Source organism: Streptococcus mitis B6 (genome assembly GCF_000027165.1).
Classification (GTDB): Bacteria; Bacillota; Bacilli; order Lactobacillales; family Streptococcaceae; genus Streptococcus; species Streptococcus mitis_AR.
In genome coordinates this window covers 2,104,409-2,122,489 of the sequence record NC_013853.1, presented here as the reverse complement: position 1 = coordinate 2,122,489, position 18,081 = coordinate 2,104,409, and the positions used below count along the sequence as shown (strand labels likewise).

The 18,081-nt window shown below is 39.0% G+C and carries 19 protein-coding genes, 1 pseudogene and 1 riboswitch; of the genes and pseudogenes, 17 read left to right on the top strand and 3 right to left on the bottom strand.

Annotation, left to right across the window (positions count from 1 at the left end; all coding sequences use genetic code 11):
• Positions 1-37 precede the first annotated feature (37 nt).
• From mreC to tsf, 5 genes are all read left to right on the top strand, one after another.
• A complete protein-coding gene (gene mreC, locus SMI_RS10410; RefSeq protein WP_001078993.1) occupies positions 38-856 on the top strand; it encodes a rod shape-determining protein MreC in 819 nt (272 codons plus the stop codon).
• Positions 856-1,350 (top strand): rod shape-determining protein MreD, encoded by a 495-nt coding sequence (mreD, locus tag SMI_RS10405; protein WP_001249458.1) that lies wholly within the window; start codon positions 856-858, stop codon positions 1,348-1,350. Before mreC ends, mreD begins: the two co-directional genes overlap by 1 nt.
• A 93-nt stretch (positions 1,351-1,443) precedes the next feature.
• Positions 1,444-2,691, top strand: a complete 1,248-nt coding sequence (gene pcsB, locus SMI_RS10400) for a peptidoglycan hydrolase PcsB (RefSeq protein WP_000727024.1) — start codon at positions 1,444-1,446, stop codon at positions 2,689-2,691.
• A 225-nt stretch (positions 2,692-2,916) separates the two neighbouring features.
• Positions 2,917-3,696 carry a 30S ribosomal protein S2 gene (rpsB, locus tag SMI_RS10395; protein WP_000268459.1) on the top strand — a complete coding sequence of 260 codons (780 nt, stop codon included), beginning with the start codon at positions 2,917-2,919 and terminating at the stop codon, positions 3,694-3,696.
• A gap of 78 nt (positions 3,697-3,774) precedes the next feature.
• Complete coding sequence (gene tsf, locus SMI_RS10390; RefSeq protein ID WP_000808070.1) at positions 3,775-4,815, top strand: translation elongation factor Ts; 1,041 nt, start codon at positions 3,775-3,777, stop codon at positions 4,813-4,815.
• Positions 4,816-4,936: 121 nt separating this feature from the next.
• Here the strand turns inward: tsf and cysK are convergent, their stop codons facing one another.
• From cysK to SMI_RS10380, 3 genes and pseudogenes are all read right to left on the bottom strand, one after another.
• Entirely contained in the window at positions 4,937-5,863 is a 927-nt protein-coding gene (gene cysK / locus SMI_RS10385; protein ID WP_000029885.1) for a cysteine synthase A, read from the bottom strand.
• 96 nt (positions 5,864-5,959) lie between these two features.
• Positions 5,960-6,055, bottom strand: a pseudogene (locus SMI_RS10890) (PH domain-containing protein); the annotation flags it as partial.
• Between the two features lie 93 nt (positions 6,056-6,148).
• Entirely contained in the window at positions 6,149-6,784 is a 636-nt protein-coding gene (locus tag SMI_RS10380; RefSeq protein WP_000395727.1) for a YigZ family protein, read from the bottom strand.
• A 56-nt stretch (positions 6,785-6,840) separates the two neighbouring features.
• Here SMI_RS10380 and SMI_RS10375 point away from each other — a divergent pair, with 56 nt between their 5' ends.
• The 12 genes from SMI_RS10375 to SMI_RS10320 all read left to right on the top strand — a co-directional run bounded on the left by SMI_RS10375 (position 6,841) and on the right by SMI_RS10320 (position 17,998).
• Positions 6,841-8,139, top strand: a complete 1,299-nt coding sequence (locus SMI_RS10375; RefSeq protein WP_000867723.1) for a DEAD/DEAH box helicase — start codon at positions 6,841-6,843, stop codon at positions 8,137-8,139.
• Positions 8,136-8,798, top strand: a complete 663-nt coding sequence (locus tag SMI_RS10370) for a ComF family protein (protein WP_000649962.1) — start codon at positions 8,136-8,138, stop codon at positions 8,796-8,798. The genes SMI_RS10375 and SMI_RS10370 overlap by 4 nt, the downstream gene beginning before the upstream one ends.
• Before the next feature lie 79 nt (positions 8,799-8,877).
• On the top strand, positions 8,878-9,426 hold the full coding sequence (gene hpf / locus SMI_RS10365; RefSeq protein WP_000599100.1) for a ribosome hibernation-promoting factor, HPF/YfiA family: 549 nt from the start codon (positions 8,878-8,880) through the stop codon (positions 9,424-9,426).
• 135 nt (positions 9,427-9,561) lie between these two features.
• On the top strand, positions 9,562-11,535 hold the full coding sequence (locus SMI_RS10360; protein WP_000715137.1) for a DHH family phosphoesterase: 1,974 nt from the start codon (positions 9,562-9,564) through the stop codon (positions 11,533-11,535).
• On the top strand, positions 11,532-11,984 hold the full coding sequence (gene rplI / locus SMI_RS10355; RefSeq protein ID WP_000864219.1) for a 50S ribosomal protein L9: 453 nt from the start codon (positions 11,532-11,534) through the stop codon (positions 11,982-11,984). The genes SMI_RS10360 and rplI overlap by 4 nt, the downstream gene beginning before the upstream one ends.
• Positions 11,985-12,027: 43 nt before the next feature.
• Positions 12,028-13,380, top strand: a complete 1,353-nt coding sequence (dnaB, locus tag SMI_RS10350) for a replicative DNA helicase (protein WP_000852497.1) — start codon at positions 12,028-12,030, stop codon at positions 13,378-13,380.
• 1 nt (position 13,381) lies between these two features.
• Positions 13,382-13,648, top strand: coding sequence for a Veg family protein (locus SMI_RS10345; RefSeq protein WP_001278169.1), 267 nt, complete (start codon positions 13,382-13,384; stop codon positions 13,646-13,648).
• Positions 13,649-13,841: 193 nt separating this feature from the next.
• Entirely contained in the window at positions 13,842-14,960 is a 1,119-nt protein-coding gene (gene cbpD / locus SMI_RS10340; RefSeq protein WP_000866454.1) for a choline binding-anchored murein hydrolase CbpD, read from the top strand.
• An 82-nt stretch (positions 14,961-15,042) separates the two neighbouring features.
• Positions 15,043-15,145, top strand: a riboswitch (TPP riboswitch).
• Positions 15,146-15,213: 68 nt separating this feature from the next.
• Complete coding sequence (locus SMI_RS10335) at positions 15,214-15,504, top strand: thiamine-binding protein (protein WP_000647665.1); 291 nt, start codon at positions 15,214-15,216, stop codon at positions 15,502-15,504.
• Positions 15,467-16,225 (top strand): ABC transporter permease, encoded by a 759-nt coding sequence (locus SMI_RS10330; RefSeq protein WP_001245124.1) that lies wholly within the window; start codon positions 15,467-15,469, stop codon positions 16,223-16,225. Before SMI_RS10335 ends, SMI_RS10330 begins: the two co-directional genes overlap by 38 nt.
• 37 nt (positions 16,226-16,262) lie before the next feature.
• On the top strand, positions 16,263-17,270 hold the full coding sequence (locus SMI_RS10325; RefSeq protein WP_000754539.1) for an ABC transporter substrate-binding protein: 1,008 nt from the start codon (positions 16,263-16,265) through the stop codon (positions 17,268-17,270).
• Positions 17,270-17,998, top strand: coding sequence for an ABC transporter ATP-binding protein (locus SMI_RS10320; protein ID WP_000136214.1), 729 nt, complete (start codon positions 17,270-17,272; stop codon positions 17,996-17,998). Before SMI_RS10325 ends, SMI_RS10320 begins: the two co-directional genes overlap by 1 nt.
• Positions 17,999-18,081: the final 83 nt, after the last annotated feature.

Sequence of the window (18,081 nt, the reverse complement as noted above, 5' to 3'; positions counted from 1 at the left end):
AAGTTACTGTAACAGTTTTTGATATAAAGGTAGGGATATGAACCGTTTTAAAAAATCAAAATATGTCATTATTGTTTTTGTCACTGTTCTGCTTGTCTCAGCTCTCTTAGCGACGACTTATTCAAGTACAATTGTGACAAGATTAGGAGATGGAATCTCATTGGTTGATAGGGTTGTGCAAAAACCTTTTCAGTGGTTTGATTCTGTCAAATCAGATTTGGCTCATTTGACACGAACTTATAATGAAAATGAAAGTTTGAAGAAACAGATTTACCAATTAGAAGTTAAATCAAATGAGGCGGAAAGTTTAAAGATGGAAAATGAACAACTGCGCCAATTGCTTGATATGAAGTCCAAGTTGCAAGCTACAAAGACTTTAGCAGCGGATGTTATTATGCGTTCTCCAGTATCTTGGAAACAGGAATTGACCTTAGATGCAGGCAAATCAAAAGGGGCTTCTGAGAATATGTTAGCAATTGCAAATGGTGGCTTGATTGGGAGTGTCTCAAAAGTAGAGGAGAACTCTACCATGGTCAACCTTCTGACAAATACAGAAAATGCTGATAAGATTTCTGTTAAAATTCAACATGGTTCTACTACAATTTATGGGATTATCGTTGGCTATGACAAGGAAAATGAAGTTCTAAAAATTAGTCAATTAAATAGTAGTAGCGATATTAGTGCAGGAGATAAGGTGACCACTGGTGGATTAGGAAACTTTAACGTTGCTGATATTCCTGTTGGTGAAGTGGTTGCCACAACGCATAGTACGGACTACTTGACACGAGAAGTAACTGTTAAATTAAGTGCAGATACTCATAATGTGAGTGTGATAGAATTAGTGGGGAATTCATAATGAGACAGTTGAAGCGAGTTGGAGTATTTTTATTGCTTCCTTTCTTTGTTCTAATTGATGCCCATATTAGCCAGCTTTTGGGCTCATTTTTTCCCCATGTACAGTTAGCCAGTCATTTTCTATTTTTGTTTCTCTTATTTGAGACGATTGAAGTATCAGAGTATTTCTATTTAGCTTATTGTTTTGTAGTGGGTTTGGTTTATGACATTTACTTTTTCCACTTGATAGGGATTGCGACTTTGTTGTTCGTCTTATTGGGGGCATTTCTCCATAAATTTAATAGCGTTATCTTATTGAATCGTTGGACGAGAATGTTGGCAATTATTGTCATGACTTTTCTATTTGAGATGGGAGCTTATATACTTGCATTAGTGGTAGGTTTAACTGTGGATAGTATGTCTTTATTTATAGTCTATAGTTTAGTACCATCAATGATTTTGAATCTTATATGGATGATTATTTTTCAGTTTATTTTTGAAAAATTTTATCTATAAGAAAGAAATAAAAATGTAACAAAGGCGTAATATTCATTAGGCCTTTTTTTGGTATACTAGTAATGTCTTTAAAAGAAGGAGTATCTACGAAATATGAAGAAAAAAATCTTAGCGTCACTTTTACTAAGTACAGTAATGGTTTCTCAAGTAGCTGTTTTAACAACTGCGCATGCAGAAACTACTGATGACAAAATTGCTGCTCAAGATAATAAAATTAGTAACTTAACAGCACAACAACAAGAAGCCCAAAAACAAGTTGATCAAGTTCAGGAGCAAGTATCTGCTATTCAAACAGAGCAATCAAACTTGCAATCTGAAAATGATAGACTACAAGCAGAATCTAAAAAGCTTGAGGGTGAAATTACAGAACTTTCTAAGAATATTGTATCTCGCAATGATTCATTACAAAAACAAGCTCGTAGTGCTCAAACAAATGGAGCTGCAACAAATTACATTAATACAATTGTAAACTCAAAATCAATTACAGAAGCTATTTCACGTGTTGCTGCAATGAGTGAAATCGTATCTGCAAACAACAAAATGTTGGAACAACAAAAAGCAGATAAAAAAGCTATTTCTGAAAAACAAGTAGCAAACAATGATGCAATTAATACAGTTATTGCAAATCAGCAAAAACTAGCTGATGATGCTCAATCATTAACTACAAAACAAGCTGAGTTAAAAGCTGCAGAATTGAATCTTGCTGCTGAAAAGGCTACTGCAGAGGATGAAAAAGCAAGTTTACTCGAGAAAAAAGCTGCAGCAGAAGCAGAAGCTAAAGCAGCTGCAGAAGCAGAAGCAGCTTATAAAGCTAAACAAGCAAGTCAACAACAAACAGTAGTTGCTTCTGGAAATACAACTTTTACAGCACAGGTTCAAGCAGTATCTACTACTTCTTCATCAAGTTCATCTGAGTCAAGTTCGTCTGAATCATCTTCAAGCAGTGCTTCAACAGAATCAACAAGCTACACTCCTGCACCAGTAAAACATCGCCCAACATACAGTACAAATGCTTCAAGTTATCCAACAGGAGAGTGTACATGGGGAGCTAAGACATTGGCACCTTGGGCTGGAGACTACTGGGGTAATGGAGCACAGTGGGCTACAAGTGCAGCAGCTGCAGGATTCCGTACAGGATCTACACCTCAAGTTGGTGCGATTGCATGTTGGAATGATGGTGGATATGGACACGTAGCCGTAGTTACAGCTGTTTCATCATCAACAAGTATCCAAGTATCTGAATCAAACTATGGTGGAAATCGTACAATCGGAAATAAACGTGGTTGGTTCAATCCTACTACAACTTCAGAAGGTTTTGTAACATATATCTATCCAAACTAATGAATAAAACGAAGAGGCTCGATTGGAGCCTCTTTTATGATTTATATAGTTACCTTACTTTAAAAATCTGCTAAAATTACTTGAAAATATTGAAAAAGTATGGTAAAATCAAACTTGTCGTGTGAACGATAATACTCATTCTTGATGAATTGTGAAACAGTTGCCTTTGGGTCGTTTTGCGAGTTGAAGTCAAGAAGAGGAAAAAAACAAAAAGGAGAAATACTCATGGCAGTAATTTCAATGAAACAACTTCTTGAGGCTGGTGTACACTTTGGTCACCAAACTCGTCGCTGGAACCCTAAGATGGCTAAGTACATCTTCACTGAGCGTAACGGAATTCACGTTATCGACTTACAACAAACTGTAAAATATGCTGACCAAGCTTACGATTTTATGCGTGATGCAGCAGCTAACGATGCAGTTGTATTGTTCGTTGGTACTAAGAAACAAGCAGCTGATGCAGTTGCTGAAGAAGCAGTACGTTCAGGTCAATACTTCATCAACCACCGTTGGTTGGGTGGAACTCTTACAAACTGGGGAACAATCCAAAAACGTATCGCTCGTTTGAAAGAAATCAAACGTATGGAAGAAGATGGAACTTTTGAAGTTCTTCCTAAGAAAGAAGTTGCACTTCTTAACAAACAACGTGCACGTCTTGAAAAATTCTTGGGTGGTATCGAAGATATGCCTCGTATCCCAGATGTGATGTACGTAGTTGACCCACATAAAGAGCAAATCGCTGTTAAAGAAGCTAAAAAATTGGGAATCCCAGTTGTAGCGATGGTTGACACAAATACTGATCCAGATGATATCGATGTAATCATCCCAGCTAACGATGATGCTATCCGCGCTGTTAAATTGATCACAGCTAAATTGGCTGACGCTATCATCGAAGGACGTCAAGGTGAAGATGCAGCAGCAGTTGAAGCAGAATTTGCAGCTTCTGAAGCTCAAGCAGATTCAATTGAAGAAATCGTTGAAGTTGTAGAAGGCGACAACGCTTAATTCATATAAATAGTAATTACCTAGGAGGGCAGGGCTTAGCCCGGCTCTCCTATTTTTAAAAAATATAGGAGAATCAAAATGGCAGAAATTACAGCTAAACTTGTAAAAGAGTTGCGTGAAAAATCTGGTGCCGGAGTTATGGACGCTAAAAAAGCGCTTGTAGAAACAGACGGTGACATCGAAAAAGCGATTGAATTGCTTCGTGAAAAGGGTATGGCTAAGGCAGCTAAGAAAGCTGACCGTGTTGCTGCAGAAGGTTTGACTGGTGTTTATGTTAACGGTAATGTTGCTGCAGTTATTGAAGTAAACGCTGAAACTGACTTCGTTGCGAAAAATGCTCAATTCGTTGAATTGGTAAATACTACAGCTAAAGTTATTGCTGAAGGAAAACCTGCTAATAATGAAGAAGCACTTGCTTTGACAATGCCTTCAGGTGAAACTCTTGAAGCTGCATATGTATCTGCAACAGCAACTATCGGAGAAAAAATCTCATTCCGTCGCTTTGCATTGATTGAAAAAACAGATGCACAACACTTTGGAGCATACCAACATAACGGTGGACGTATCGGTGTTATTTCAGTTGTTGAAGGTGGAGACGAAGCACTTGCTAAACAATTGTCAATGCACATCGCAGCGATGAAACCAACAGTTCTTTCTTACAAAGAATTGGATGAGCAATTCGTTAAAGATGAGTTGGCACAATTGAACCACGTAATCGACCAAGACAATGAAAGTCGTGCAATGGTTAACAAACCAGCTCTTCCACACTTGAAGTATGGATCAAAAGCTCAATTGACTGATGATGTTATTGCCCAAGCTGAAGCTGACATCAAAGCTGAATTGGCTGCAGAAGGCAAACCAGAAAAAATCTGGGACAAAATCATCCCAGGTAAAATGGATCGCTTCATGCTTGACAACACTAAAGTTGACCAAGCTTATACACTTCTTGCACAAGTATACATCATGGATGACAGCAAGACAGTTGAAGCATACCTTGAATCAGTTAACGCTTCAGTAGTTGAGTTTGCTCGCTTTGAAGTTGGTGAAGGTATCGAAAAAGCTGCAAACGACTTCGAAGCTGAAGTTGCAGCTACAATGGCAGCAGCCTTGAATAACTAATAATAAAAAGGAAGCCAAATTGCTTCCTTTTTTCTATGCAGTAGATCCGTATAGGGATATTTTCCTATTTTCAAGGTATAAATAAAAAGCCCTATAATAAGGGCTAAGTGCATTTAGGAGACTACACTTCAAATTCATAGAGTGCTGTAGAGAGATAACGTTCACCGTTATCTGGTGCTAGAGCAAGAACTTTTTTACCTGTACCTAATTTTTTGGCAACCTCGATGGCTCCGTAGATAGCTGCAGCTGAAGAAATCCCTACAAGGAATCCTTCTTTTCCACCAATTTCACGGCCGAGTGCTAGTGCATCGTCTGATGTTACACGAACGATACCATCATAAGCCTTTGTATCCAGTGTATCAGGAATAAATCCAGCTGAGATACCTTGAATTTTGTGTGGTCCAGGTTTTTCACCAGATAGAATAGCAGATTCGTCTGCCTCTACTGCAAAAACTTGAATGCTTGAATTTGCTGATTTGAGTGCATGAGAAACACCAGAAATCGTTCCACCAGTACCAACTCCAGCAACAAAGGCATCTAATCCATCTTTACCGAAAGCAGCTAATATCTCAGCTCCTGTTGTTCTTTCGTGTACTTCTGGATTAGCTGGATTGTCAAATTGAAGAGGAAGGAAACCATCACGTTCAGCAGCGATTTCTTGAGCTTTAGCAATAGCACCTTTCATTCCTTCGCTACCAGGAGTTAGGACGAGTTCAGCACCATAAGCTTGGATAATCTTACGTCGTTCTACACTCATAGTTTCAGGCATAACGATGACAACTTTATATCCTTTAGCAGCACCTACCCATGAAAGTCCAATACCAGTGTTTCCACTCGTTGCTTCAACAATTGTAGAACCTGGTTTCAGAATACCGTCTTGTTCAGCTTTTTCAATCATGCTAAGAGCAATACGATCTTTTACAGAAGAACCAGGGTTGAATGCTTCAAGTTTTACATAGACGTCTGCAGCCCCTTCTGGCACGATGTTGTTGAGTTTAACAATCGGAGTTTGACCGATTAATTCAGTAATGTTGTTATAAATAGACATATGAATACCTCTTTGTATAAGATATTTCTAGTATAACGCTATCTATACCATTTGTAAAATATAGAAATCCTATCGAAGTGATAGGATTTTTTTATATCATAGGTCTAAGCAGTTAATTTTCAAGCGATTGTGATAAGCTAATTCTAGTAAATAGGTGTAAAGTGGAACGATATCTGTTTTCTTTTTGAATTGCTTCATTTTCTAGTGGGTCTGGGCAAGCATCTTTTTATTTTGCTAATTAAAGTAGTGGTGAGAATGTCAGTGAAACACTGCATTATCTATTATTTACACTAAGTTTACAGGAACTTCAACTTCTCGTAAACCTTGATCAGTTAAAGTGACTTTTCCATTAAAAAATTCTACAAGTGCAGCTTTAATAGTTTCTTTTTCTTCTTTATTAACATAAATTATCGTATCGACTTGATCTGTAAAGTTTGTATCCAGTTCCATGAGATTATGTTCCTTAAGGAAGTTACTGTACTCTTGATACTGAGCGTAAGACATTTGAATAGCAATGCCAGCTTGTTCTTTTATTTCAATGATGCCAATTTCTTTGACAGCTAAGGCGACACTGCCGGCGTAAGCACGAATCAGTCCTCCAGCGCCTAGTTTAATACCACCAAAGTAGCGTGTCACTACCACACAGATATTGGTGAGATTGTGATTTTCTAGTACCCCAAGCATGGGAACGCCAGCAGTACCACTAGGTTCACCATCATCACTTGTCCGTTTGATTTCACTACGTTCCCCAATAATGAAGGCAGAGCAGTTATGCGTAGCTTTGTAGTGCTCTTTCTTGATGGCAGTAATGAAGTCACGAGCCTCTTCTTCGCTATAAACACGCTTGGCATGACAGATAAAGCGGGATTTTTTGATTTCTTCTTGGACTTGTCCGTCCTCTATAATTGTTCTAAATTCCATTATTTAATTGTACTAAAAAATCATCTAAAGCGCTAGGTTTTTACGAATAAAGAAGTATGAAAGTAAATCCAAATTATCTCGGTCGTTTGTTTACTGAGAATGAATTAACTAAAGAGGAATGTCAGTTAGCAGAGAAACTTCCAGCAATGAGAAAGGAGAAGGGGAAACTTTTCTGTCAACGTTGTGATAGTGCTATTTTAGATGAATGGTATTTGCCCATCGGTGCTTACTATTGTAGGGAGTGTTTACTGATGAAGCGAGTCAGGAGTGATCAAGCATTATACTATTTCCCACAGGAGGATTTTCCGAGGCAAGATGTTCTTAAATGGCGTGGTCAATTAACTCCTTTTCAAGAGAAGGTATCAGAGGAACTGATTCAAGCAGTAGACAAGCAAGAGCCAACTTTAGTTCATGCGGTGACAGGGGCTGGAAAGACAGAAATGATTTATCAAGTTGTGGCTAAAGTGATTAATGGAGGTGGTGCAGTTTGTTTGGCTAGTCCTCGCATAGATGTTTGTTTGGAGCTGTACAAGCGCCTGCAAGATGATTTTGCTTGCAAGATATCTTTACTACACGGAGAATCAGAGCCGTATTTTCGAACACCACTAGTTGTTGCGACGACCCATCAGTTATTGAAGTTTTATCAAGCCTTTGATTTGCTGATAGTGGATGAAGTAGATGCCTTTCCTTATGTTGACAATCCCACGCTTTACCATGCTGTCAAGAATAGTGTAAAGGAGAATGGCTTGAGAATCTTTTTAACAGCAACTTCTACCGATGAGTTAGATAGGAAGGTTCGCATCGGAGAATTAAAACGATTGAGTTTGCCAAGACGATTTCATGGAAATCCTTTGATTATTCCTAAACCTGTCTGGTTATCCGATTTTAATCACTGTTTAGAGAAAAGTCGGTTGTCACCAAAGCTAAAGTCTTATATTGAGAAGCAGAGAAAGACAGCTTATCCATTACTCATTTTTGCTTCAGAAATTAAGAAAGGGGAGCAGTTAAAAGAAATCTTACAGGAGCAATTTCCGCATGAGAAAATTGGCTTTGTATCTTCTATCACAGAAGATCGATTAGAGCAGGTACAAGCTTTTAGAGATGGAAAATTGACAATACTTATCAGTACGACGATATTGGAGCGCGGAGTTACTTTCCCTTGTGTGGATGTTTTCGTAGTAGAGGCCAATCATCGCCTTTTTACCAAGTCTAGCTTGATTCAGATTGGTGGACGAGTTGGACGAAGCATGGATAGACCAACAGGAGATTTGCTTTTTTTCCATGATGGGTTAAATGCTTCAATCAAGAAGGCAATTAAGGAAATTCAGCAGATGAATAAGGAGGCGGGGCTATGAAGTGCTTGTTGTGTGGGCAGACTATGAAGACTATTTTAACTTTTAGTAGTCTCTTACTTCTGAAGAATGATGACTCTTGTCTTTGTTCAGACTGTGACTCTACTTTTAAGAGGATTGGAGAAGAGTACTGTCCAAACTGTATGAAAACAGGTTTGTTAACGAAGTGTCAAGACTGTCAATTTTGGTGTAAAGAAGGAGTTGAGGTGAGTCATAGAGCGATTTTTGTTTACAATCAAGCTATGAAGGATTTTTTCAGTCGGTATAAGTTTGATGGAGACTTCCTTTTAAGAAAAGTTTTTGCTTCAGTTTTAAGTGAGGAGTTAAAAAAGTACAAAGAGTATCAATTTGTCGTAATTCCCCTAAGTCCTGAAAGATTGCTCGAGAGGGGATTTAACCAGGTTGAAGGTTTAGTTGAAGTAGCAGGGTTCTCTTTTCAAGACTTACTGGATAAGAGAGAAGAGAGAGCTAGTTATTCTAAAAGTCGTTCAGAACGCTTGGCAACAGAACTTTCTTTCTTTATTAAAAGTGGAGTTACTATTCCTAAAAAAATCTTACTTATAGACGACATTTATACTACTGGAACAACTATAAATCGTGTGAAGAAACTATTGGAAGAGGCTGGTGCTGAGGATGTAAAAACATTTTCCCTTGTAAGATGAGGAAAAAATTTGCAAAAATAAAATGAAAGCGTTATAATGAAATCAGAAAAACAAAAATGTTTAGAAAGAAGGTACTCATATGATTAAATATAGTATCCGTGGTGAAAACCTAGAAGTAACAGAAGCAATTCGTGATTATGTAGTTTCTAAACTCGAAAAGATCGAAAAGTATTTTCAAGCTGAACAAGAGTTGGATGCTCGAGTTAACTTGAAGGTGTATCGTGAAAAAACAGCTAAAGTGGAGGTGACGATTCCGCTTGGCTCAATTACTCTTCGTGCAGAAGATGTGTCTCAAGATATGTATGGTTCAATTGACCTTGTAACCGATAAAATTGAACGTCAGATTCGTAAAAATAAAACAAAAATCGAGCGTAAAAATAAAAACAAGGTAGCAACTAGTCAATTATTTACAGATGCTTTGGTGGAAGATCCAAATGTTGTCCAGTCAAGAGTTGTTCGTTCAAAACAAATTGATTTAAAACCAATGGATTTGGAAGAAGCTATTCTACAGATGGATTTGTTGGGACATGATTTCTTTATCTATGTGGATGTTGAAGATCAGACAACCAATGTGATTTATCGTCGTGAAGATGGCGAGATTGGCTTGTTAGAAGTTAAAGAATCTTAATTTCAATATGTGTAAAGGAAGGTTTACTAAATTGTAAACCTCCTTTTTCTTATAATTGATAGAATTACTGATTACACTTTTAAAAAGTCGCTTTTTGGTGGTTATTATGGTATAATGGGTGCCAAGAGGTTTGGAATGAAAAAATTTTATGTAAGTCCTATTTTCCCCTTAATATTAGGAATAGTGGCGTTCGGAGTGCTATCTGTGCAACTTGTTTTTGTAACGAATACACTGGTAACGCTATTTCTTTTGCTACTTATTTTGGGTTCATATATTTTACTATTCATCCATCAGAGAGACTACTACTCAAAGAGTGAAGTAGAACAAATCCAGTATGTAAACCACCAAGCTGAAGATAGTTTGACAACCTTGTTAGAACAGATGCCTGTCGGGGTTATTAAACTAGACTTATCGTCAGGTGAAGTTGAATGGTTCAATCCCTACGCTGAATTGATTTTGACTAATGAAGTGGGCGAGATTGATGTTACATTAATTCAAACAATTATAAAGGCGTCTGTGGGGAATCCAGGTTCTTATGCTACCTTAGGTGAGATCCGTTATTCGGTTCATATGGACAAGGTATCTGGAGTTCTTTATTTCTTTGATGTGTCTGGAGAATACGAAGCGACTGTTGAGTTAGTTACGAGTAGACCTGTTATTGGGATTGTCTCCGTTGACAACTATGATGACTTAGAAGATGAAACATCGGAGTCTGATATCAGTCATATTAATAGTTTTGTAGCCAATTTTGTTTCAGAATTTGCTGGGAAGCATGCCATGTTCTCCCGTCGAGTGAGTATGGACCGTTTTTATTTATTTACGGACTACACGGTGCTTGAAGGATTGATGAACGATAAATTTTCTGTTATTGATGCATTCAGAGAAGAGTCCAAACAGAGACAGTTGCCCTTGACCTTAAGTATGGGATTTTCTTATGGTGATGGAAATCATGATGAGATAGGGAAAGTTGCATTGCTCAACTTGAACTTGGCTGAAGTGCGTGGTGGGGACCAGGTGGTTGTCAAGGAAAACGACGAAACGAAAAATCCAGTTTATTTTGGTGGTGGATCTGCTGCCTCAATCAAACGTACACGGACTCGTACGCGTGCTATGATGACGGCTATTTCAGATAAGATTCGAAGTGTGGATCAGGTTTTTGTAATTGGTCACAAAAATCTAGATATGGATGCTCTTGGCTCTGCTGTAGGTATGCAGTTGTTTGCCAGCAATGTGACTGAAAATAGCTATGCTATTTATGACGAAGAACAAATGTCGCCGGATATTGAACGAGCTGTTTCATTCTTAGAAAAAGAAGGAGTTACAAAGTTGTTGTCTGTTAAGGACGCAATGGGGATGGTGACCAATCGTTCTTTGTTGATTCTTGTAGACCATTCAAAGACAGCTTTAACTTTATCAAAAGATTTTTATGATTTATTTATCCAAACCATCGTCATCGACCACCACAGACGGGATCAGGATTTTCCAGATAATGCGGTTATTACTTATATCGAAAGTGGTGCAAGCAGTGCCAGTGAGTTGGTAACGGAATTGATTCAGTTCCAGAATTCTAAGAAAAATCGTTTGAGTCGTATGCAAGCAAGTGTTTTAATGGCTGGTATGATGTTGGATACTAAAAATTTCACCTCACGAGTGACTAGTCGGACATTTGATGTTGCTAGCTATCTCAGAACGCGCGGAAGTGATAGTATTGCTATTCAGGAAATGGCTGCGACAGATTTTGAAGAATATCGTGAGGTCAATGAACTTATTTTACAGGGACGTAAATTAGGTTCAGATGTACTGCTAGCAGAGGCTAAGGACTCGAAATGCTATGATACAGTTGTTATTAGTAAGGCAGCAGATGCCATGTTAGCTATGTTAGGTATTGAAGCGAGTTTTGTTCTTGCGAAGAATACACAAGGATTTATCTCCATCTCAGCTCGGAGTCGTAGTAAACTGAATGTACAACGGATCATGGAAGAGCTGGGAGGTGGAGGCCACTTTAATTTGGCAGCAGCTCAAATTAAGGATTTAACTTTGGCAGAAGCAGGTGAAAAACTGACAGAAATTGTATTAAATGAAATAAAGGAAAAGGAGAAAGAAGAATGAAAGTAATCTTTTTAGCAGATGTTAAAGGAAAAGGTAAAAAAGGCGAAATTAAGGAAGTACCAACAGGGTATGCACAAAACTTTCTTATCAAAAAGAATCTAGCCAAAGAAGCAACTGCTCAAGCTGTAGGTGAACTTCGTGGTAAACAAAAATCAGAAGAGAAAGCTCACGCTGAGATGATTGCAGAAGCAAAAGCAATTAGAGCCCAACTAGAAGCAGAAGAAACGGTTGTAGAATTTGTTGAAAAAGTTGGTCCAGATGGTCGTACCTTTGGTTCCATTACCAATAAGAAAATTGCAGAAGAATTGCAAAAGCAGTTTGGAATTAAGATTGATAAACGTCATATTCAAGTACAAGCTCCGATTCGAGCAGTTGGTTTGATTGATGTACCAGTGAAAATCTATCAAGATATCACAAGTGTAATCAATCTTCGTGTGAAAGAAGGGTAAATTTACACTTTCTTGACAAGATTGTAAAAGGAAGGGAAGTCTGATGGCAGAAGTAGAAGAGTTACGAGTACAACCTCAAGATATCTTAGCTGAGCAATCCGTTTTAGGGGCTATCTTTATTGACGAGAGTAAGCTTGTTTTTGTGCGAGAATATATTGAGTCTCGGGACTTTTTTAAGTATGCCCATCGTTTGATTTTCCAAGCTATGGTCGATTTATCCGATCGTGGCGATGCTATAGATGCAACAACGGTTCGTACCATTCTTGATAATCAAGGTGATTTGCAGAATATTGGTGGCCTGTCTTACTTAGTTGAGATTGTCAATTCTGTGCCAACTTCTGCTAATGCGGAGTATTATGCTAAAATCGTTGCAGAAAAGGCTATGTTACGGCGGTTAATCTCCAAGTTGACAGAGTCTGTCAATCAAGCTTACGAGGCTTCGCAACCAGCTGATGAAATCATTGCTCAGGCAGAAAAAGGTCTGATTGATGTCAGCGAAAATGCTAATCGAAGTGGATTTAAGAACATTCGAGATGTGTTGAATATCAACTTTGGAAATCTGGAAGCTCGCTCGCAACAAACGACCGATATTACAGGTATTGCGACAGGCTACCGTGACTTGGATCATATGACGACTGGACTTCATGAGGAGGAGTTGATTATCCTAGCAGCCCGTCCGGCGGTTGGTAAGACAGCCTTTGCTTTGAATATTGCTCAGAATATTGGGACTAAGTTGGACAAAACGGTTGCTATTTTTTCACTCGAAATGGGTGCGGAAAGTCTAGTGGATCGTATGCTAGCTGCAGAAGGCTTGGTGAAATCACATTCTATCCGTACAGGGCAATTGACAGATGAGGAGTGGCAAAAATATACCATTGCTCAAGGGAATCTAGCGAATGCAAGTATCTATATCGATGATACGCCAGGGATTCGGATTACAGAGATTCGTTCTCGTTCTCGTAAACTGGCTCAAGAAACGGGTAATCTTGGTTTGATTTTGATAGACTATTTGCAGCTTATCACGGGAACTGGTCGGGAGAATCGTCAACAAGAGGTTTCAGAAATTTCACGTCAGTTGAAAATTTTAGCTAAGGAACTGAAGGTTCCAGTAATCGCTCTAAGTCAGCTTTCTCGTGGTGTAGAACAACGTCAGGATAAGAGACCGGTTTTGTCTGATATTCGTGAATCTGGGTCTATTGAGCAGGACGCTGATATCGTAGCCTTTCTTTATCGCGACGACTACTATGAGCGTGGTGGTGAAGAAGAGGAAGGCATACCGAATAATAAGGTAGAAGTTATTATCGAGAAAAACCGTAGTGGAGCTCGTGGAACGGTGGAATTAATTTTCCAAAAAGAATACAATAAATTTTCAAGTATCTCAAAGAGGGAGGCATAAGATGTCAGATGCATTTACAGATGTAGCCAAGATGAAAAAAATCAAAGAAGAAATCAAGGCACATGAGGGACAAGTCGTAGAAATGACTTTGGAGAATGGTCGTAAGCGCCAAAAAAATAGATTAGGTAAGCTAATTGAAGTTTATCCATCCCTATTTATCGTGGAATTTGGGAATGTGGAAGGAGATAAACAAGCTAATGTTTACGTTGAATCCTTTACTTACTCAGATATCCTTACTGAAAAGAATTTGATTCATTATCTGGACTAAAGTGAGAAATTTTCTCACTTTTTCTTTTTTCTCCGAATAGTTTAAGTGAAGGCAATCTTCGATTTATACTCTTCGAAAATCAAATTCAAACCACGTCAGCTTCGCCTTGCCATACTCAAGTATAGCCTGCGTCTAGCTTCCTAGTTTGATCTTTAATTTTCATTGAGTACTATATTATTTTCAAGGAGGAAGAATGAAAGTTTTACCATTCAAAGTAACAGAGACAGGATTTTCTTTGAGAAAATCAGTTAAAAAGGTTGTTCCTTTTTTAGTAGTAGGATTGATGCTAGCAGCGAGTGATAGTGTCTATGCCTATTCTGGAGGAAATGGATCGATTGCGCGTGGGGATGATTATCCTGCTTACTATAAAAATGGGAGTCAGGAGATTGATCAGTGGCGCATGTATTCTCGTCAGTGTACTTCTTTTGCAGCCTTTCGTTTGAGTAATGTCAATGGTTTTGAGATTCCAAGGGCTTATGGAAATGCGAATGAATGGGGGCATCGTGCTCGTCGTGAAGGCTATCGTGTAGATAATACACCGACGATTGGCTCCATTGCTTGGTCTACTGCAGGAACTTATGGGCATGTTGCCTGGGTGTCAAATGTAATGGGAGATCAGATTGAGATCGAGGAATATAACTATGGTTATACAGAAGCCTATAATAAACGAATTATAAAAGCAAATACGATGACAGGATTTATTCATTTTAAAGATTTGGCTGGTGGCAGTGTTGGGAATAGTCAAACCTCAGCTTCAACAGGAGGAACACATTATTTCAAGTCTAAGGCTGCTATCAAAAATCAGCCACTAGCTAGCGCAACTGCGATTGATTACTATTATCCTGGGGAGAAGGTTCATTATGATCAAATTCTCGAAAAAGATGGATACAAGTGGTTGAGTTATACAGCTTATAACGGAAGTCGTCGCTATATACAGCTAGAGGGAGTGACTTCTTCACAAAATTATCAGAACCAATCAGGAAACATCTCTAGCTATGGATCCAATAGTAGTTCAACTGTTGGTTGGAAGAAAATAAATGGTAGTTGGTATCATTTCAAATCAAATGGCTCTAAATCAACAGGCTGGTTGAAGGATGGTTCTAGTTGGTATTATTTGAAATCATCTGGTGAAATGCAGACAGGCTGGTTAAAGGAAAATGGCTCGTGGTATTATCTGGATAGTTCAGGGGCAATGAAAACAGGCTGGTATCAAGTTTCTGGTAAGTGGTATTATTCTTACTCTTCAGGTGTCTTAGCTGTTAATACGACGGTGGATGGCTACAGAGTAAACAGTGATGGAGAACGAGTATAGAAAATTGGAGTAGGAAATTTTTCCTGCTCTTTTCTGTAAGCAGTTTCCTTGACATTTTTTGTATTTTGCGCTATCATATATCTATATAATATATGGGAGTCTGTGTACAGTCTGAGAGGAAGTGTTAAACTTCGACCGCACCTGATCTGGGTAATGCCAGCGTAGGGAACGATACTTAGTCTATTCTTGACCTTTTCCATATATGGCAAAGGTTTTTCTTTTTGTCAAAGGAAAATGAGAAGAGGAGGTTTTTATGAAAGCAAGCATTGCCTTGCAAGTTTTACCCCTAGCGCAGGGGATTGATCGGATAGCTGTTATCGATCAGGTCATTGCTTATCTGCAAGTTCAAGAAGTGACGATGGTGGTGACACCATTTGAAACGGTCTTGGAAGGGGAGTTTGATGAGCTCATGCGTATTCTCAAAGAAGCGCTGGAAGTGGCAGGGCAGGAGGCAGATAATGTCTTTGCCAATGTCAAAATAAATGTAGGAGAGATTTTAAGTATTGATGAGAAACTTGAAAAGTATACTGAGACGACACATTAGTCTATTGGGCTTTCTGGGAGTCTTGTCAATCTGGCAGTTAGCAGGTTTTCTTAAACTTCTCCCCAAGTTTATCCTGCCGACACCTTTTGAAATTCTCCAGTCCTTTGTTCGTGACAGAGAATTTCTCTGGCACCATAGCTGGGCGACCTTGAGAGTGGCTTTATTGGGACTGATTTTGGGAGTCTTGATTGCCTGTCTCATGGCTGTGCTCATGGATAGTTTGACTTGGCTCAATGACCTGATTTACCCTATGATGGTGGTCGTTCAGACTATCCCGACCATTGCCATAGCTCCTATCCTGGTATTGTGGCTCGGTTATGGGATTTTGCCCAAGATTGTCTTGATTATCTTGACGACAACCTTCCCCATCATCGTCAGCATTTTGGACGGTTTTAGGCATTGTGACAAGGATATGCTGACCTTGTTTAGTCTGATGCGGGCCAAGCCTTGGCAAATCCTGTGGCATTTTAAAATTCCAGTCAGCCTGCCTTACTTTTATGCAGGTCTGAGGGTCAGTGTCTCCTACGCCTTTATCACAACAGTGGTATCTGAGTGGTTGGGAGGCTTTGAGGGGCTTGGTGTTTATATGATTCAGTCCAAGAAATTGTTTCAGTATGATACCATGTTCGCTATTATTATTCTGGTATCGATTATCAGCCTTTTGGGTATGAAGTTGGTCGATATTAGTGAAAAATATGTTATTAAATGGAAACGTTCGTAGAATAAGAATGTTTCAAAAAAGAAAAGAGGAAATCAAAATGAAGAAAACATGGAAAGTGTTTTTAACGCTTGTAACAGCTCTTGTAGCTGTTGTGCTTGTGGCCTGTGGTCAAGGAACTGCTTCTAAAGACAACAAAGAGGCAGAACTTAAGAAGATCGACTTTATCCTAGACTGGACACCAAATACCAACCACACAGGGCTTTATGTTGCCAAGGAAAAAGGTTATTTCAAAGAAGCTGGAGTGGATGTTGATTTGAAATTGCCACCAGAAGAAAGTTCTTCTGACTTGGTTATCAACGGAAAGGCACCATTTGCAGTCTATTTCCAAGACTATATGGCTAAGAAATTGGAAAAAGGGGCAGGAATTACTGCCGTTGCAGCTATTGTTGAACACAATACATCAGGAATCATCTCTCGTAAATCTGACAATGTAAGCAGTCCGAAGGACTTGGTTGGTAAGAAATACGGAACTTGGAATGACCCAACTGAACTTGCTATGTTGAAAACCTTAGTAGAATCTCAAGGTGGAGACTTTGAAAAAGTTGAAAAAGTACCAAACAACGACTCAAACTCAATCACACCGATTGCCAATGGCGTCTTTGATGCTGCTTGGATCTACTATGGATGGGACGGAATTCTTGCTAAATCTCAAGGTGTAGATGCTAATTTCATGTACTTGAAAGACTACGTTAAAGAATTTGACTACTATTCACCAGTTATCATCGCAAACAACGACTACCTTAAAGACAACAAAGAAGAAGCTCGCAAAGTTATCCAAGCTATCAAAAAAGGTTACCAATATGCCATGGAGCATCCAGAGGAAGCAGCAGATATCCTCATCAAGAATGCACCTGAACTTCAGGAAAAACGTGACTTTGTCATCGAATCTCAAAAATACTTGTCAAAAGAATACGCAAGCGACAAGGAAAAATGGGGACAATTTGATGCGGCTCGCTGGAATGCCTTCTACAAATGGGATAAAGAAAATGGTATCCTTAAAGAAGACTTGACAGACAAAGGCTTCACTAACGAATTTGTGAAATAATGACAGAAATTAGACTAGAACACGTCAGTTATGCCTATGGTCAGGAGAGGATTTTAGAGGACATCAATCTGAAAGTCACTTCAGGTGAAGTGGTTTCCATCCTAGGCCCAAGTGGTGTTGGAAAGACCACCCTCTTTAACCTAATCGCTGGGATTTTAGAAGTTCAGTCAGGGAGAATTGTCCTTGATGGTGAAGAAAATCCCAAGGGGCGCGTGAGTTATATGTTGCAAAAGGATCTACTCTTGGAGCACAAGACGGTGATTGGCAATATCATCCTGCCCCTCTTGATTCAAAAAGTGGATAAGGCGGAAGCTATTGCCCGCGCGGATGACATTCTTGCGACCTTTCAGTTGACAGCTGTACGAGACAAGTATCCCCATGAACTTAGTGGGGGGATGCGTCAGCGTGTGGCCTTGCTTCGTACCTATCTTTTCGGGCACAAGCTCTTTCTCTTAGATGAGGCCTTTAGCGCCTTGGATGAGATGACCAAGATGGAACTACACGCTTGGTACCTTGAGATTCACAAGCAGTTGCAGCTAACAACATTGATTATTACTCATAGTATTGAGGAGGCCCTCAATCTCAGTGACCGCATTTATATCTTGAAAAATCGCCCTGGGCAGATTGTTTCAGAAATTAAACTAGATTGGTCTGAAGATGAGGACAAGGAAGTTCAAAAGATTGCCTACAAACGTCAAATCTTGGCAGAATTAGGCTTAGATAAGTAGAAAAATAGGGAGTTGGTGAAGATTATCCTTTACCAGCGCCCTTTTTCTTTTAAAAATGAGAAAATTTCGGTATAATAGTCAAA

What these genes read in the sequence shown, in the direction of transcription:
- SMI_RS10375 (WP_000867723.1), top strand. Translation starts at nt 6,841, where the DNA reads ATGAAAGTAAATCCAAATTATCTCGGTCGTTTGTTTACTGAGAATGAA.
- SMI_RS10360 (WP_000715137.1), top strand. Translation starts at nt 9,562, where the DNA reads ATGAAAAAATTTTATGTAAGTCCTATTTTCCCCTTAATATTAGGAATA.
- dnaB (WP_000852497.1), top strand. Translation starts at nt 12,028, where the DNA reads ATGGCAGAAGTAGAAGAGTTACGAGTACAACCTCAAGATATCTTAGCT.
- pcsB (WP_000727024.1), top strand. Translation starts at nt 1,444, where the DNA reads ATGAAGAAAAAAATCTTAGCGTCACTTTTACTAAGTACAGTAATGGTT.
- SMI_RS10320 (WP_000136214.1), top strand. Translation starts at nt 17,270, where the DNA reads ATGACAGAAATTAGACTAGAACACGTCAGTTATGCCTATGGTCAGGAG.
- mreD (WP_001249458.1), top strand. Translation starts at nt 856, where the DNA reads ATGAGACAGTTGAAGCGAGTTGGAGTATTTTTATTGCTTCCTTTCTTT.
- mreC (WP_001078993.1), top strand. Translation starts at nt 38, where the DNA reads ATGAACCGTTTTAAAAAATCAAAATATGTCATTATTGTTTTTGTCACT.
- tsf (WP_000808070.1), top strand. Translation starts at nt 3,775, where the DNA reads ATGGCAGAAATTACAGCTAAACTTGTAAAAGAGTTGCGTGAAAAATCT.
- rpsB (WP_000268459.1), top strand. Translation starts at nt 2,917, where the DNA reads ATGGCAGTAATTTCAATGAAACAACTTCTTGAGGCTGGTGTACACTTT.
- SMI_RS10370 (WP_000649962.1), top strand. Translation starts at nt 8,136, where the DNA reads ATGAAGTGCTTGTTGTGTGGGCAGACTATGAAGACTATTTTAACTTTT.
- SMI_RS10335 (WP_000647665.1), top strand. Translation starts at nt 15,214, where the DNA reads ATGAAAGCAAGCATTGCCTTGCAAGTTTTACCCCTAGCGCAGGGGATT.
- hpf (WP_000599100.1), top strand. Translation starts at nt 8,878, where the DNA reads ATGATTAAATATAGTATCCGTGGTGAAAACCTAGAAGTAACAGAAGCA.
- SMI_RS10330 (WP_001245124.1), top strand. Translation starts at nt 15,467, where the DNA reads ATGAGAAACTTGAAAAGTATACTGAGACGACACATTAGTCTATTGGGC.
- rplI (WP_000864219.1), top strand. Translation starts at nt 11,532, where the DNA reads ATGAAAGTAATCTTTTTAGCAGATGTTAAAGGAAAAGGTAAAAAAGGC.
- SMI_RS10345 (WP_001278169.1), top strand. Translation starts at nt 13,382, where the DNA reads ATGTCAGATGCATTTACAGATGTAGCCAAGATGAAAAAAATCAAAGAA.
- cbpD (WP_000866454.1), top strand. Translation starts at nt 13,842, where the DNA reads ATGAAAGTTTTACCATTCAAAGTAACAGAGACAGGATTTTCTTTGAGA.
- SMI_RS10380 (WP_000395727.1), bottom strand. Translation starts at nt 6,784, where the DNA reads ATGGAATTTAGAACAATTATAGAGGACGGACAAGTCCAAGAAGAAATC.
- SMI_RS10325 (WP_000754539.1), top strand. Translation starts at nt 16,263, where the DNA reads ATGAAGAAAACATGGAAAGTGTTTTTAACGCTTGTAACAGCTCTTGTA.
- cysK (WP_000029885.1), bottom strand. Translation starts at nt 5,863, where the DNA reads ATGTCTATTTATAACAACATTACTGAATTAATCGGTCAAACTCCGATT.